The organism is Pseudomonas bharatica CSV86, assembly GCF_000319305.2.
GTDB classification, from domain to species: domain Bacteria; phylum Pseudomonadota; class Gammaproteobacteria; order Pseudomonadales; family Pseudomonadaceae; genus Aquipseudomonas; species Aquipseudomonas bharatica.
The window spans coordinates 2609339-2624632 of record NZ_AMWJ02000001.1 but is presented as its reverse complement, the minus strand read 5'-3'; the positions used below and the strand labels follow the sequence as shown (position 1 = coordinate 2624632).

13 protein-coding genes and 2 pseudogenes are annotated in these 15294 nt (G+C 63.9%); 6 read left to right on the top strand and 9 right to left on the bottom strand.

All coding sequences use genetic code 11. The annotated features are described in order from the left end of the window. Positions 1-30: 30 nt before the first annotated feature. The gene (locus CSV86_RS11770) at positions 31-1164 is read right to left on the bottom strand and encodes an ornithine cyclodeaminase family protein (RefSeq protein WP_009408097.1); all 1134 of its coding nucleotides are present in this window, start codon (positions 1162-1164) and stop codon (positions 31-33) included. 286 nt (positions 1165-1450) lie between these two features. Here CSV86_RS11770 and CSV86_RS11765 point away from each other — a divergent pair, with 286 nt between their 5' ends. Next, positions 1451-2125, top strand: a complete 675-nt coding sequence (locus CSV86_RS11765; RefSeq protein WP_009408099.1) for a helix-turn-helix domain-containing protein — start codon at positions 1451-1453, stop codon at positions 2123-2125. Here CSV86_RS11765 and CSV86_RS11760 read toward each other — a convergent pair. Further along, positions 2102-3001, bottom strand: coding sequence for a sterol desaturase family protein (locus CSV86_RS11760; RefSeq protein ID WP_009408101.1), 900 nt, complete (start codon positions 2999-3001; stop codon positions 2102-2104). The genes CSV86_RS11765 and CSV86_RS11760 overlap by 24 nt on opposite strands. Positions 3002-3265: 264 nt before the next feature. On the opposite strand from CSV86_RS11760, the gene CSV86_RS11755 reads away from it, so the two are divergent. Further along, positions 3266-4234, top strand: a complete 969-nt coding sequence (locus tag CSV86_RS11755; RefSeq protein WP_009408103.1) for a DNA-binding protein — start codon at positions 3266-3268, stop codon at positions 4232-4234. 3 nt (positions 4235-4237) lie between these two features. Here CSV86_RS11755 and CSV86_RS11750 read toward each other — a convergent pair whose 3' ends face one another. The 3 genes and pseudogenes from CSV86_RS11750 to CSV86_RS11740 form a co-directional block, all read right to left on the bottom strand. Beyond that, the gene (locus tag CSV86_RS11750; protein WP_009408106.1) at positions 4238-4741 is read right to left on the bottom strand and encodes a GNAT family N-acetyltransferase; all 504 of its coding nucleotides are present in this window, start codon (positions 4739-4741) and stop codon (positions 4238-4240) included. Then, entirely contained in the window at positions 4741-5388 is a 648-nt protein-coding gene (alkB, locus tag CSV86_RS11745; protein WP_009408108.1) for a DNA oxidative demethylase AlkB, read from the bottom strand. The genes CSV86_RS11750 and alkB overlap by 1 nt, the downstream gene beginning before the upstream one ends. A 9-nt stretch (positions 5389-5397) precedes the next feature. Next, a pseudogene (locus CSV86_RS11740) lies at positions 5398-6311 on the bottom strand (LysR substrate-binding domain-containing protein). Between the two features lie 110 nt (positions 6312-6421). Here CSV86_RS11740 and CSV86_RS11735 point away from each other — a divergent pair. Continuing rightward, positions 6422-7030 (top strand): LysE family translocator, encoded by a 609-nt coding sequence (locus CSV86_RS11735; RefSeq protein WP_009408112.1) that lies wholly within the window; start codon positions 6422-6424, stop codon positions 7028-7030. 2 nt (positions 7031-7032) lie between these two features. Here the strand turns inward: CSV86_RS11735 and CSV86_RS11730 are convergent, their stop codons facing one another. Both CSV86_RS11730 and CSV86_RS11725 read right to left on the bottom strand, forming a co-directional pair. Continuing rightward, on the bottom strand, positions 7033-7485 hold the full coding sequence (locus tag CSV86_RS11730; RefSeq protein ID WP_009408114.1) for an SgcJ/EcaC family oxidoreductase: 453 nt from the start codon (positions 7483-7485) through the stop codon (positions 7033-7035). Between the two features lie 106 nt (positions 7486-7591). Then, positions 7592-7759, bottom strand: coding sequence for a DUF6026 family protein (locus tag CSV86_RS11725; protein ID WP_009408116.1), 168 nt, complete (start codon positions 7757-7759; stop codon positions 7592-7594). 153 nt (positions 7760-7912) lie between these two features. Here CSV86_RS11725 and gnd point away from each other — a divergent pair. The 3 genes and pseudogenes from gnd to CSV86_RS11710 all read left to right on the top strand — a co-directional run. Continuing rightward, positions 7913-8926 (top strand): annotated as a pseudogene (gnd, locus tag CSV86_RS11720) (phosphogluconate dehydrogenase (NAD(+)-dependent, decarboxylating)); the annotation flags it as partial. Next, a complete protein-coding gene (gene zwf / locus CSV86_RS11715; RefSeq protein ID WP_009408120.1) occupies positions 8923-10425 on the top strand; it encodes a glucose-6-phosphate dehydrogenase in 1503 nt (500 codons plus the stop codon). The pseudogene gnd and the gene zwf, both read left to right, overlap by 4 nt. Positions 10426-11011: 586 nt before the next feature. After that, complete coding sequence (locus CSV86_RS11710) at positions 11012-11440, top strand: MarR family winged helix-turn-helix transcriptional regulator (protein WP_009408122.1); 429 nt, start codon at positions 11012-11014, stop codon at positions 11438-11440. On the opposite strand, the gene mobA is transcribed toward CSV86_RS11710, so the two are convergent. Next, positions 11426-12016, bottom strand: coding sequence for a molybdenum cofactor guanylyltransferase MobA (gene mobA / locus CSV86_RS11705; protein WP_009408124.1), 591 nt, complete (start codon positions 12014-12016; stop codon positions 11426-11428). The genes CSV86_RS11710 and mobA overlap by 15 nt on opposite strands. A 141-nt stretch (positions 12017-12157) precedes the next feature. Continuing rightward, positions 12158-15289, bottom strand: a complete 3132-nt coding sequence (locus tag CSV86_RS11700; protein WP_009408126.1) for a multidrug efflux RND transporter permease subunit — start codon at positions 15287-15289, stop codon at positions 12158-12160. Positions 15290-15294: the final 5 nt, after the last annotated feature.

The window sequence follows — 15294 nt, the reverse complement described above, 5'->3', positions numbered from 1 at the left end:
GGGGAAATCCTCGTTATCAGGGAAGGGGTATCAGCGCAGGACCGGTTCGTCCCACAGGTTGAGCTTCACGCCAATGCCAAGCTCCACGGCCTTGCGGTACACCACGGTGCCCCAGGCCAGGTCCTCGACCGGCATGCCGCCAACCGACATCAGGATGATTTCCTCGTCATTCAGGCGGCCCGGGGCGTCGCCGGCGACGATCTTTCCGATGTCTTCCACTTGCCCGGCCTGCAGCGAGCCCTCGGCGATCATGTCCATGAAGCGCACGCCCACCAGCGGCACATGGTTGTGTGCAGGCTTGGGCAGTTCCTCGAACCAGGCCTCGTACAGGCCGGTGTTGTCCACCACCTTGCGGATGTCGTCCTGCTCCATGCCGGCATCGATGCTGCACGGCGCCGGCATCGCCAGGAAGGCGCCGGGCTTGACCCACTCGCGGCGGACCAGCGGGTAGGTGCTCGGGTCGCCGACTTCGCCGGTGCTGCAGTAGGTGACCAGGTCGGAATCGCGCACCACCTCTTCCAGGCTGTCGACGATGCGAATGGTGGTGATCTGCGGGTAGGTCTGCTCGACCCAGGTGATGAAGCTGTCAAGGCTGCGCTGGCCGCGGCCCTTGATCTTGATGGTGTCCACCTGCGGGCAGGCGGCCATGAACGCGGCGACGGTGGTCTTGCCCATCACGCCGGGGCCGAGCAGGCCGATGACCCTGGAATCCTTGCGCGCCAGGTGGCGTGCGCCGACGCCCGGGATCGCCCCGGTGCGGTAGGCCGAGAGCAGGTTGGCCGACATGTAGGCCAGCGGCGCGCCGCTGTCGGCATCGTTGAGGGTGAACATCAGGATCGAACGGGGCAGGCCCTTTTCGCGGTTGGCGATGTTCGAGCCATACCATTTGCAGCCGGAGGTGCGGAAGTTGCCGCCGAGGTAGGCGGGCATGGCCATCATGCGCCGGTCGGCGGTGGGCTTGGGCATGTCCGGGAAGGGCGAATGCTCCGGGAAGGTGATCATCGCCCCGTGGGAATCGTTGTTCGGCCCGGCCATACGGTAATCGCCCCGATACAGCAGCCCGAACATTTCCTCCATGGTGTCGACGCAGGCCGGCATATCGGTAACGCCGGCGCGGATCATGTCCTGCTCGGAAAGGTAGATGAAGTCGATTTTCGTAGTCATGGCACGATCTCGTGTACGGCGGGTGTTGTTCTGGTTGTCGGCGAGGACAGGTGAAGGGCTCTGCGCCGCCGGTAGGGCGTGCGGAGCAATGGAGGGAAGTGTTGCTAACGATCGGTAGGCAAGTCTTGAGCCTGCGTGTCAGCGGGCTTGACTGTGCGTGACATGGGGGAGGTGTGGCGGCGCAGCTCAGTACACTGTGGGAGCTGGCTTGCCAGCGATGAGGTCCTGAAAGCCAATGCACGATCTCCAGTGCTACTCTGCCCACCAAGCCACCCATGGAGCCCCCATGCCCAAACCCTGGCAAGGCCAGCTCTGGCTGGCCACCGACTACTGCCTGATCGCCGGCAGCGCAGGCGAGACCGGCGTCCATGCCCACTACCCGCACCAACTGCTGATCGCCCGCAGCTGCGAAGTCGAGGCCCTGATTGACGGTGTCCCTGCGCGCGGCCCGGTGCTGTCCATCACCTCGGGCCAGCCCCATGCAATCATTGCGACCGGCCAGCCCACCCTGACCCTCTACGCCGAGCCACTGGCCTTCGACCTGCCCGAATTGCGTCAGCTCTGTAGGCAAACCGGGCCGGACGCCGAACGTTTGATCGCAGCACTAGCCACCTTGCCACGCCGCCCCTTGCAGCCGCGCCTGGCCAAGGCCCTGCTGCGCATTCGCCAACTTGATGCCGATGCGTTGCCAGCCGCCGAGATCGCCCGGGAAGCGGCGCTGTCCCTCAGCCAGCTGGAACGCCTGTTCACCGGCGAACTGGGTTTGTCGGTACGTCGCCTGGTGCTCTGGCAACGCCTGCGCTTCGCCCTGCAACTCGCGCTGTCGGGCTACAGCCTGACCGATGCCGGGGCTACCGCCGGTTTCGCCGACTCCGCCCATCTTTCCCGCAGCATTCGCCAGCACTTCGGTATCCGCGCTGATCGCAACCTGCGTCACTTAACGCTCCGCGTAATCGGCTAGCGCATCGCGCAGGCCCGCCGGCAACACGGCCGGCGGATGGCTGGCCTGGGTAGCGCTGAACGGCTGACGCAACTGTGCAGCGTAGCCCGACGGGTAATCCGGCTGATCTCCGATGCCCAGGTCGTCGTCCGCCAGCTCATAGTCCGGCAGGTAGAGTGCCGTCCCCAGCAGCCGATCCCAGAACGCAAAGAACAGGGCGAAATTCACATCGCCATGATGGCCGTATTTCAGATGATGCAGGCGATGCAGCGGCGCCCAGGCGAATACATGACGCAACACGCCCAGGCGCATGTCCACGTTGCTGTGCTGCAACAGCAACTGGATGGCAATGCTGAACGCCAGCAGTGCCGTGACGTCCTGGGGCATGCCGCAGAGCAGCAGGGGCAGGGTGCCGCCCAGGGCCTCCAGCAACTGGTGCAGCGGATGTTTCATCAAGCCATTGAAGCCGTACATGCGGGCGACGCTGTGATGCACTGCATGCAGCCGCCATAACAGCGCCGAACGATGGCTGGCGTAATGGACCAGGGTGATGCCGAGATCGGCAATCGGGATCGCCAGCAGCAATTGCAGGCCCAGCGGCCAATGCGTGGGCCAGATGCCGAGATCGGGGAGCCAGGGAGCGATCAGCGGAATCGCCGCGATGCTGAGGACATTCAAGGATTCATTGACGCTGGCATGGAGCACGTCGCGCAGGCGGTCGCCATGGTCGCGGTTCCATCGGTCGCGGTAAGGCCAGCGCCATTCGCAGAAGGCGCTGATGCCGATCGCCACCAGCAGCAGCGGTAGCAGCCAGACGAAGCCGCCGCTCATGGTGACGATGATCACGGCGACGCAGATAAACACGAAGAAAAACAGCGGGGCGTAGATAAAGCGCATTTCGCGGCTCCAGAGCAGTGGGAGCCGCGAGTGTTGTGCAGCGATGAGCGTGGACGCTTGTAAAAACAGCGCATCTCGCCGGACGGCCTGCAGGACACGCAGGTACACCCTTTGCGCGCTTCGGCACGACCAAAAACACCCTGACATCTGATAAGTCGTGATTATTTGATCTTTAATTTGAAAAATTCACAATTTACAAATTGACTAAATTAGTATGTAAGTACACCATACGTACCACATTATGAAATCGCAGGAAAATGCAATATGGCGCGTGGTGGTATCAACAAGGCGGTAGTGCACAAGGCTCGCCAGGCGATCCTTGCCCGGGGAGAGCACCCGAGCATCGATGCGGTGCGCATTGAACTGGGAAATACCGGTTCGAAAACCACCATTCATCGGTACCTGAAGGAACTGGACATCCAGAAGCCGCCCGCCACCACCAGCGTGCCGGACCTGAGCGAGTCCATCAGCGGGCTGGTGCGCCAACTGGCCGAGCAACTCAAAGAAGAAAGCGATGCGAAGATCGATGAGGCGCAGAAATCTTTCGATGTAGAAACCACAGCGCTCAAGGCGCAGTTGCAGGAAAGCCAGCAGGCACTGGCTGCGGCGCAGCAGCAGTTGCAGATCCAGGGCGCGGCGCTGGCGGCCGAGTCCGCCGAACTGGCGACCACGCGCAGCACCTTGCAGAGCGAGCACACGCGCAATGCCACGCTGAGCCAGGCGGTGGGCGAGTTGAACGTGCGCCTGGCCGACAAGGACGAGCAGATCGCTTCGCTGGAAGACAAGCATCAGCATGCGCGTGATGCCCTTGAACATTACCGCAGCGCCAGTCGCGAACAACGCGAGCAGGATCAGCGCCGCCACGAAGCCCAGGTGCAGCAGTTGCAGGTCGAGCTGCGCCAGTTGCAGCAGACCCTGATCGTCAAGCAGGACGAAACCACCCGGCTCAATCGTGACAACGAACGCTTGCTGGTGGAGGCGCGCCATATCCAGCGCGAAATCCAGCAGCTCAAGGACCAGTGTGAACAGCAGGTGCTCGAAACCCGCACCCTGAGCGCCAACCTGGCCCAGTCCCAGGGCGCCCGGGACGAGTTGCAGCGGCAGATGCAGGATCAGGCGGTGCAACTGGTACAGGTCGACGCCGAACGGCTGCAATTGGCCAGCCAGGTGAAGGACCTGCAAGCCGGCATCGAAGCACTGCGTGCGACGCAGCAGCAATCTACCCAGGCGTAACGGCTACAGGCGCTTGACCATGGCGCAACGCCCCGGCAGCCCGAGCGCGCGCTCATGCTGCAACTGCCGGCGAAGAAAGTCGCTCGCTTGATGCTCATCCATGCACTCGAAGCCCAACCGGGCATAGAACGGTGCATTCCAAGGCACGTCGGCAAAGGTGGTCAGGGTCAAGGCCCTGAAGCCTGCGGCGGCGGCCTTGTCCTGGACGTGCATGATCAGCTCACGCCCCAAGCCTCGTCCCTGGCTACTTCGGGCAACCGACAGTTCCTCGATATGAAGCGCGTGCCCCTGCGCGCTCGCACACAGGAAGCCCTCGGGGCGATCCTCATCATCCACCGCCACCCAGTGCAGGCCATTGGCGATAAAGGCCAGGTGCTGCTCGACGCCAAGGACCTCATGCCTGGCCAGCCAGGCGAGGTGGGTGATCGCAGCGAACGACTGTGCCGCCGAGCGTTCTATGGCGGGAAGCACCACGGCATCGTCGGGACGGGCAGGGCGAATGGTCATCAACCGGCCTTGCGCAGGGTGAAGTTGATCCGGCGCGCCCCCAGCACCGGGTGAGAGCCGTCCTTGAGCGGCAGGATTCCATGGAAGCGCAAGCGGTCTTCACCGCCCCAGACCAGCACATCGCCGTGTTGCAGGCCGACTTTCTGGGTGCGGTCGGCCCGTTCATGGCCGCCGAGGAGAAAGGTAGCGGGCAGGCCGAGGGATACCGAAACGATTGGCTGGCTGAAGTCACGTTCGTTGCGGTCCTGGTGCAGGGTCAGGCGATTGCCTGGCAGGTAGCTGTTGATCAGGCAGGCGTCCGGGATGAAATCGGCAAAGCCGGCTGCCTGCGCAGCGGCCTGGGCCAGGTCGCTGAATACGGGTGGCAACGCTGGCCACGGCTGGCCGCTGAGCGGGTCTACGGGGCTGTAGCGGTAGCCCCGCTGATCGCTGATCCAGCCCAGTTCGCCGCAGTTGGTTACGCGCACGGCGATGGTCCGGCCGCCCGGCGTGATCATGTTGCGAAATGGGGCGGCAAGGACGATCTGGCGCAAGGCAGGCAGCAGGAGCTCGACCCGGTCAAGGGCGAAACCCGGCAACAGGGCGACCTGCTGGCCGAGCCATTGCGGTGCGCTTGCTGGCGCTGCGGTGAAGAGATCGATTTGCATGAGGGCATGTTACCCGGGTTCTTGTACCGATGCCGACTCCGGGCGGTGTTCCAGCAGAAAGTCCCCCAGCCTCTGCACTGCGGGCTCCCAGGCGCTGCCTTGCGGCCACACCAGGTAATAGCCGTCCCCGGTTGCCACCGCCTGCTTGAACGGCAGCGCCAGGCGCCCGTCGCGTACATGCCGGCCAACCAGCGCCAGGTCCCCGATCGATACGCCGTGCCCGGCCATCGCCGCCCCCATGCCCTGGTCCAGGGTATCGAAGCAGATACCGCGGTCCAACTGCACCTGCGCACCCAGGCCGGCTCCCTGCAGCCAGCGTTGCCAGTCACGTCGATCTGCCGAGGGATGCACCAGCGGCGACTCTCCAAGATGCGCGGCGTCCCACGCCCGCCCCCCAGTAGAGTGGGTGAACAGATGGGAATCAACCACTCCTCGAACAGCAAGCGGCATTTCACCCGTTCGCCGAAATGACCGTCTCCCAGCAATACCGCGCAATCGTAGGGCTCGCCGGAAAAGTCCACGCTGTCCTGATCCATCCACACACTGGCGAGCTGCACACTGATCGGCTCCGGCTCCTGGCGAAAAAGCGCCAGGCAGTCCAGCAACCAGTGCATGGTCAGTGTCGAGGGAGCTTTGAGGCGCAGTTGCCGGGCGCCGTCGCGAAACGGCTGGCAGGCTTGCTCGATCAGGCCGAAACCGGCATTGAGCTGCCTTGCCAGGCTTTGCCCGACATCGGTCAGGCGCAAGCGTGGCCCTTGGCGTTCGAACAGACGACAGCCGAGATGGCTTTCCAGGCTGCGGATATGCCGGCTGATCGCGCTCTGGGTCAGGGCCAGTTCGTCGGCGGCACGGGTAAAGGAGCAGGAGCGTGCCGCGACTTCGAAGGCGCGCAGGGCGTAGAGGGGAGGCAGGCGATCGGCCACTGAACAGAGTCCATCATGAGCTGGAGTCATAGTAGGCCTGCGCATTTTGCGTTTTTCAAGGGACCTTCGACTAACCAGAATGCACGCGACCAAAGGATCCGGGATATGAGATGAACACCACCTTGCTGATTGCTTATCTGGGCACCATTGTCCTGTTGATCGCGACACCCGGGCCGGTCGTGCTGCTGGTCGTGGATGCGGCCAGTCGTAGCGGGACCGCCAGTGCAATTCGTACGGCGCTCGGCGCCAATGCGGCGTCGCTGGTGCTGGTGGCGGCGGCGGCGGGCGTACTGGCGGGGGCCCTGGCGTTGAGCCCGCAGTTGTTGCAGTGGGGCGCCCTGGCGGGATGCCTGTTCATCGGCTGGCTGGGCTTCAGTGGTCTGCGCGATTGCGGGGCGGGGGAGTCAAGCCCTGCCCGGAAGGCCAATGGATGGTGCCAGGGGTTTCTGATCGGGATCTCCAACCCCAAGGACATCCTGTTCTTCGTTGCCCTGTTTCCCCAGTTCATTCCGGTGACCGGGTCCTTCGGCACCAGCATCGGCCTCCTGGCCTTGCTGTGGCTGCTTGTCGACCTGGGGATACTGGCCCTGTACATCGGCCTGATGCGTCACGCCCTGGCGCAACGCTACAGGGCGTGGGTTTCGCGCGTGTCAGCGTGGATGCTGTTGTTGCTGGCGACAGCAGGTGCGGCGTACTGGGGCCGCGTGCTGCTGGCCTGATTTCAACTGGCTGGCAGGGCCGAGGAGTGGTGGGCGCTGATCAGCCAGCGCTCACCGGTCCAGGTGTAGGCGAAGGAATAGCGCGCAGCGACCTGGGCACCGGTGCGGGCAAAGTCGAAAGTGTAGAGGCCACTGAGCAAGGCGCTGTCGCAAGCGATCCGGACATGCCGAGTATCGAGTCGGCCCTTGGGCTGGTCATTGAGAAAGTGCTCGAAGTAATCGATGCGCGCCGCACTATCGAGGCGCGGCACCGCCGATACGGTGGGCAACAGCACGGCATCGGGCGCATAGAGCGCATCGACCTGGCGTGGGTCGCCACTTTGCAGGCTGTCGTTCCATTGGTTGAACAGGGCCAGGATCTCGGCCTCGCTGGTACTCGCGCACATCGGAGCATCGGCGTGAACCTGGGTGGCGAACAAGGCGAGAAGGGGAAGGGCAAGTACGGCGCGTTTCATCGAGGGGCCTCGGCATGTGGCTGACACCCTGTGTGTCAGCACCGGCGCGCAGTCTGGCGGCGCACCGGGCCCCTGGAAATCGGAAAAATGTTTGGAATATTTGCGCCTAGCGCGTGGCCGCGGCGCTGTGGGTGTTGGCCTGTTGTAACAGAAGATTCAGTTGCGCGACCTGTTCCTGGAGGGCGTCGCGCTCCTGCTTCAGGCGCTGCAGTTCGTCACGGCGGATCGAGACGTAGAGCGTCTGGGGCGGGGCTGCCGAGATCAGGGTTTGCATAGGGCACCTCACTAATGGCTTGTCACACAACTGAAGCGTAGACGCTTGACGGGGCGGGATTCTGAATTCTTTTTTCCGCCAAGGGAACTTTTTTATTGGCCGCTGTCTCGCCGTTCGTCGTGAAACCATCGCCGCCCATGCTGGACTAACCTTGAGGACTTCTGCCTCGGACTGGAGCATCGGCACATGCAACTGGGAATCGTGGGACTGGGCCGCATGGGCGGCAACATTGCAAGGCGGCTGATGCGCAACGGTCACCAGGTGGTGGTGAACGACCGCAACCCGACGGCGATCGACGCGCTGGCGGTCGAGGGCGCACAGGGCGCGAATGATCTTCCAGCCCTGGTCGGCCATCTGGCCAGGCCCAGGGCGATCTGGGTAATGCTGCCCGCCGGCGAGCCGACCGAGCAGACCCTGGCGCAACTGGCCGACCTGCTGGACGCCGGCGATGTGCTGATCGATGGTGGCAACAGCTTCTACAAGGACGATATACGCCGCGCCAGCGAGCTGAAAAAACGTCATCTGCACTACATCGACGTGGGCACCTCGGGTGGCGTGTGGGGCCTGGAGCGCGGCTATTGCATGATGATCGGCGGCGAGCAGGCAGTGGTCGAACGCCTCGATCCGCTGTTCGCCAGCCTGGCCCCGGGAATCGGCAGCATTCCTCGCACCCGCGGTCGCAGCGGCGAACCGGGGCGCGCCGAGCAGGGCTATATCCATGCCGGCCCGGCCGGTTCCGGGCACTTCGTCAAGATGATCCACAATGGCATCGAGTACGGCTTGATGCAGGCCTACGCCGAAGGTTTCGACATCCTGCGGAGCAAGGCCAGCGAGGAATTACCGCCAGACCAGCGCTACGAGCTGGACCTGGCGCAGATCGCCGAAGTCTGGCGGCGTGGCAGCGTGGTCACCTCATGGCTGCTGGACCTGACCGCCGACGCATTGGCGGCCGACCCGCACCTGGAGCATTACAGCGGCGCCGTGGCCGACAGTGGCGAGGGCCGCTGGACCATCGATGCAGCCGTCGAACAGGCGGTGCCGGTGCCGGTGCTGAGCAGTGCACTGTTTGCCCGTTTCCGCTCGCGCCAGCAGCAAGGTACCTATGGCGACAAGCTGTTGTCGGCCATGCGCTTCGGTTTCGGCGGCCATGTCGAGCGTCCTGAATGAACCAGTACAACGTCGAAACCGCGCCACCCTGCACCCTGTTCCTGTTCGGCGCCAGCGGCGACCTGGTCAAGCGCCTGTTGATGCCGGCCTTGTACAACCTGAGTCGCGACGGCCTGCTGGACAACAACCTGCGCATCGTCGGGGTCGATCACAACCCGGCCAGCGCCAGCGAATTCGTCCAGCGCCTGGAGGGCTTCATGCGCGAGCGCGACAAGGGCTCCGGCGAAGGCGCGCAATGCTTCGACCCGAAGCGCTGGGCGCGCCTGGCCAAGCGCATCGACTACCTGACCGGAGATTTTCTCGAGGCGGCCACCTACCAGGCCATCGGCAAGCAGATCGGCAAGTCGCGCAACGGCAATGCGATCTTCTACCTGGCCACGGCGCCGCGGTTTTTCACCGATGTGGTTCAACGTCTCGGCGACGCCGGCTTGCTCAGCGAAACCGAGGGTTTTCGCCGAGTGGTGATCGAAAAGCCGTTCGGCTCCGACCTCGCCAGCGCCGAGATGCTCAACGCCAGCCTGCTGCGCGTGATGAGCGAAAAGCAGATCTACCGGATCGATCACTACCTGGGCAAGGAGACGGTGCAGAACATCCTGGTCAGCCGTTTTTCCAACGGTCTGTTCGAGGCATTCTGGAACAACCATTACATCGATCACGTGCAGATCACTGCGGCGGAAACCGTCGGTGTCGAAGAACGCGGCGCCTTCTACGACCACACCGGAGCCTTGCGCGACATGGTGCCCAATCACCTGTTCCAGTTGCTGGCGATGGTGGCCATGGAGCCGCCGGCCGCCTTCGGCGCCGATGCGGTGCGCAGCGAAAAGGCCAAGGTCATTGGCGCAATTCGTCCCTGGTCCAAAGCCATGGCCTTGAAGAACTCGGTACGCGGTCAATACACCGAGGGCAAGCAAGGGCGCAGGAAGCTCAAGGGATATAGACAGGAGCCGCGGGTCGCGACGGACAGCCAGACCGAAACCTACGTGGCGCTGAAAGTGATGATCGACAACTGGCGCTGGGTAGGCGTGCCGTTCTACTTGCGTACCGGCAAGCGCATGAGCGTTCGCGACACCGAGATCGCCATCTGTTTCAAGCCGGCACCGTACGCGCAATTTCGCGACAGCGATGCCGAACGGCCCAAGCCCAACTACCTGAAAATCCAGATCCAGCCCAACGAAGGCATGTGGTTCGACCTGCAAGCCAAGCGTCCTGGGCCTGCCCTGGAAATGGAAACCATCGCCCTGGGTTTCGCCTACAAGGACTTCTTCAGGATGCAGCCGGCCACCGGTTACGAAACCCTGATCTACGACTGCCTGACCGGCGACCAGACCCTGTTCCAGCGTGCCGACAATATCGAGAACGGCTGGCGCGCGGTGCAACCCTTCCTCGACGCCTGGAAAGACGCTGGCGAGGTGCACAGTTACGCTGCCGGAGAAGATGGCCCGGCGGCAGCGGACGATCTGCTAGCCAAGGACAAGCGCAGTTGGCATAGCCTGGGCTGAACGCACCGAGTCATTCCCTATGACCCCGAAAGCCCGTCCCAGACGGGCTTTCGCCGTTTCTTGACGTCATTTATTCGCCGCAATGGCAACTGGCTATATTCGTTCGGATGGGGCAATCTTGGGAAAAATCGGATCCAGTTCACATTTCAAGACATTTCCGACCAACTGCGTCTTTACTTTTTACACAAACCAATGAGGCGACCCATGAAGGGTGTTTCGGTAATGGACTCGTTGCGCATTAATCTGGCCCGCGAAGTCACTGACAAGGCCCCGGGCCGCCTGCCATTGTCCGCGCCATCGAAGGACAGCATCGCGCGGCATCGTATGCACCCCCGCATCCCGGGTCGCATCGCCACCGGACATCAAGGATGAACAGCCCGTACCCCCACTTCCCGACCACGACCCTGCACCGCCTGTTTCCGGGCGAGTGCCGCGCCTGCCCGAGGCTGGCGCGCGGGAAGCGGGCAACACTCACCACAACCATGCCCGGCACGGGTCGCAGGCCAGTGGATCTGGTTCTGCTGCGGAACCGGGCACGCTACGAGCAAGCCGCGGTGGCTGCATGAACACCGCACGAGAGACGCCTATGGAAGAACCTACCTTCGATTTCGACAGAATGCTGTGCTTCACCCTGTACTCCACGGCCAATGCCATGGTTCGCGATTATGGCGAGCCGCTGCGCCGACATGGCGTGACCTACCCGCAATTGCTGGTGCTGATCGGGCTGTGGGGCGAGGACGACATGTCCATCAGTTCCCTGAGTGCCGTGACCCTGTTCGACCTTGGTACCCTGACGCCGATCATTCGTCGCTTGAGCGACGCCGGCTTCATCACGGTCTACCTGGACCCCGGCGACCGCCGTCGACGCAAGGTACTGCTGACCGAAAAGGGCAGGGCGCTCAAGCTAGAAGCCGCGCAACTGCTCGATTGCATGAACGGCAAGCTTGGCCTGGAGCCCGGCAACATGCAGCAGATGCTCGACACCTGCCGACAGATCCGCTCACGATTGCGCTGAAGCGGCGTCGTCCAGGCAATCCGGCGTATTGAAGTTGGCCAGTCGGGGATCGTCCCCGGCACAGTCCAGGGCCAGCAAAGGCCCGCCGCGCAACACCCACGACAGACTGCGTTCGCCACTTTCCCAGGCGGTTGAAAGTGTGGGTGCGAGTGCGCGCGGGAGCAGGCTGAACATGGGTTGCCAATGGCCGTCCTGGCGGACCATTACCGGCGTATGCGCATCGGTTGCCAGCTTCAGCAGCGACTCCAGCAAGGGCCGATCGACCTTCGGTGCATCACAGGCCAGCACCAGCAACCAGTCATGCCGTGCCACCGCGAGGCCAGCCAGGACACCGGCGAAGGGGCCGGGGAAATCGCCTTCGGCATCCTGCACCAGGGTATCGGCGTAGGGGCGGTAGCGGTCGAGATTGCGGTTGCAGGAGATGATCAGGTCGTCGGTCAGCGGGCGCAGGGTGCGATGCAGATGGGCGACCATCGGCTCGCCGCGCCACTCCAGCAACCCCTTGTCCCGCCCGCCCATGCGCTGGCCGCGGCCGCCGGCGAGGATGAGGATGGAGCAGGGAGGGACGAGGGTCATGAGCGGGATTTCCGGCTGGACGAGGGTGGCACCATCCCATGGGCGGCAGGCAGGTTTCAACTGTGTTGTTCTTGAGGGCCTAATCGCTGGCAAGCCAGCTCCCACAGGGTACGCGGCGCCTGTGGGAGCTGGCCAACATCTTCAACAGTTCACTTCGCCCGCAGGCCCCTCAGTCCCGGCTTTCTTCTTCTGATACCCCGTCACCCGCATCACCACGACGAAGAACACCGGCACGAACACCACCGCCAGGGTCGCGCTGAGCATGCCGCCGACCACCCCGGTGCCGATCGCCTGCTGGCTGGCCGAACTGGCTCCGGTCGCGAGGGCCAGCGGCACCACCCCGAGGATGAACGCCAGCGAGGTCATCACGATCGGTCGCAGGCGCAGGCGTGCCGCCTGGACCGTCGCGTCCACCAGGTCATGCCCTTCATCCACCAGGCTCTTGGCGAATTCGATGATCAGGATGGCGTTCTTCGCCGACAGACCGATCAGGGTGATCAGGCCGACCTTGAAAAACACGTCGTTGGGCAAGCCGCGCAGGGTCACGGCCAGCACCGCGCCGAGGATTCCCAGCGGTACCACCAGCAGCACCGAGGTCGGGATCGACCAGCTTTCATAGAGGGCTGCCAGGCAGAGGAACACCACCAGCAGCGACAGGGCCATCAACAATGGCGCCTGGCTACCCGACAAGCGTTCCTGCAAGGACAATCCGGTCCACTCCAGGCCGAAGCCCAGCGGCAGCCCACCCACCAGTCCCTCGATCTCGGCCATGGCCTGGCCCGAACTGTAGCCCGGTGCCGGTTCGCCACTCACGGCAATCGCCGGATAGCCGTTGTAGCGGGTCAGTTGCACCGGCCCGGATACCCAGCTTGCCTTGGCGAAGGCTGCCAGCGGGACCATCTTGCCGTTGCTGTTGCGTACATGGATCTGCAGCAGGTCCTCGACCTGGCTGCGGCTGTCGCCCTCGGCTTGCACCACCACGCGCTGCATGCGGCCCTGGTTGGGGAAGTCGTTGACGTAGCTGGAACCCACCGCAGTGTTCAGCACCGTGCCGATATCGGCGAAGGACACACCCAGCGCATTGGCCTGCTTGCGGTCGATCTCCAGCTGTACCTGCGGGCTTTCCGCGAGGGCGCTCTCGCGCACGTTGACCAACACCGGGCTTTTTTCCGCAGCGGCCAGCAACTGGTCGCGCGCCGCCATCAGCCGGGCATAGCCCAGGCCACCGCGGTCCTGCAGGCGAAATTCGAAACCGGTCGAGGTGCCCAGGCCATCCACCGGCGGCGGCAGCACCGAGTAGGCGATGGCATTCTTGAACTGGCTGAAGGCCATGGTGGCGCGCTCGGCGATGGCCGCTGCAGCGTCACCGGCTGCCCGTTCCGACCAGTCTTTCAACGTGGTGAACACCAGCGCCGCATTCTGCCCGTTGCCGGAAAAGCTGAAACCGAGAATCACCGTGGTATCGCCCACTCCGGGTTCGGCAGCGTTGTGCTCCTCGATCTGCGCGGCCACCTGCTCGGTCCGCTCGCGGCTGGCGCCCGGCGGCAACTGCACGTCGGTGATGGTGTAGCCCTGGTCCTCGGTCGGCAGGAACGATGACGGCAACTGCCCGAAGCTGAACACCAGCGCGGCGAACAGCAGGGCGTAGACCAGCAGGTAGCGGCCGCTACGGGCGATGGCCTGCACCACCCAGCGCTGGTATCCGTCGCTCATGGCTTCGAAACGCCGGTTGAACCAGCCATACAGGCCGCGGCGCGCATGCTGTTCGCCCTTGGCCACTGGCTTTAACAAGGTGGCGCAGAGGGCCGGGGTAAGGCTCAGGGCGAGGAAGGCCGAGAACAGGATCGACACCGCCATGGACATGGAGAACTGCTGGTAGATCACGCCCACCGAGCCGCTCATGAAGGCCATTGGCAGGAACACAGCCACCAGCACCACGGTAATGCCGATGATGGCACCGCTGATCTGGCCCATCGCCTTGCGCGTTGCCTCCTTCGGCGGCAGGCCTTCCTCCATCATGATCCGCTCGACGTTTTCCACCACCACGATGGCATCGTCCACCAGGATGCCGATGGCCAGGACCATGCCGAACAGGGTCAGCACGTTGATCGAGAACCCCAGGACCAGCATGGCCGCGAAGGTGCCCATCAATGCCACCGGCACCACCAGGGTCGGGATCAGCGTGTAGCGGATGTTCTGCAGGAACAGCAGCATCACCAGGAACACCAGGACCATGGCTTCACCCAGGGTATGGATCACCTGGGTAATGGAGACCTTGACGAAGGGCGAGGTGTCGTAGGGTATGTCGTATTTCGCACCTGGCGGGAAGTAGCGCGACAGCTCGTCCATCTTCTCGCGCACCAGGGTCGCGGTCTGCATGGCGTTGGCCCCAGGCGCCAATTGCACGCTGAACGCAGTGGCCGCCTTGCCGTTGAGGCGGGTGCCGAACTGGTATTCCTGGGCACCGATCTCGACCCGGGCGACATCGCCGACGGTCACGCTGGAGCCGTCCGGATTGGCGCGCAGGACGATGGCGGCGAACTCCTCGGGGCTCGACAACTGCCCCTTGACCAGCACGTTGGCGGTGATTTCCTGGCCTGGCCGGCCGGGCAGGTCGCCGATGCTGCCCGGCGCCACCTGGGCGTTCTGCGCGGCAACCGCAGCGTTGACGTCCTCGGGCGTAAGATTGAAGGCGATCAGCTTGCGCGGGTCGATCCAGATGCGCATGGCCCGCTCGGAGCCATACAGCTGCGCCTTGCCCACACCGGGCAGGCGGCGGATCTCGTTCATCACGTTGCGCGCGAGAAAGTCGCTCAGGGCCGTCTCGTCGAGCCGCGCATCCTCTGAACTGAGGGTCACCAGCAGGAGAAAACCGGTGGACACCTTTTCCACCTGCAGGCCTTGTTGGGTCACGGCCCGGGGCAGGCGCGACTCGACGATCTTCAGGCGGTTCTGTACGTCCACCTGGGCCAGTTCCGGGTTGGTCCCGGGCTCGAAAGTGGCGGTGATGGTAGCGCTGCCCAGGCTGCTCTGGGACTGGAAATACAGCAGATGATCGGCGCCGTTGAGCTCCTGCTCGATCAGGCTGACCACGCTGTCGTCCATGGTTTGTGCCGATGCGCCGGGATACACCGCATAGATCTCCACCTGCGGCGGCGCGACGTTGGGGTACTGGGCCACCGGCAGCTTGGGCAGGGCCAGGGCGCCGGCGAGAAGGATGAACAGGGCGACCACCCAGGCGAATACCGGGCGTTCGATGAAAAACCGTGGCATGGATC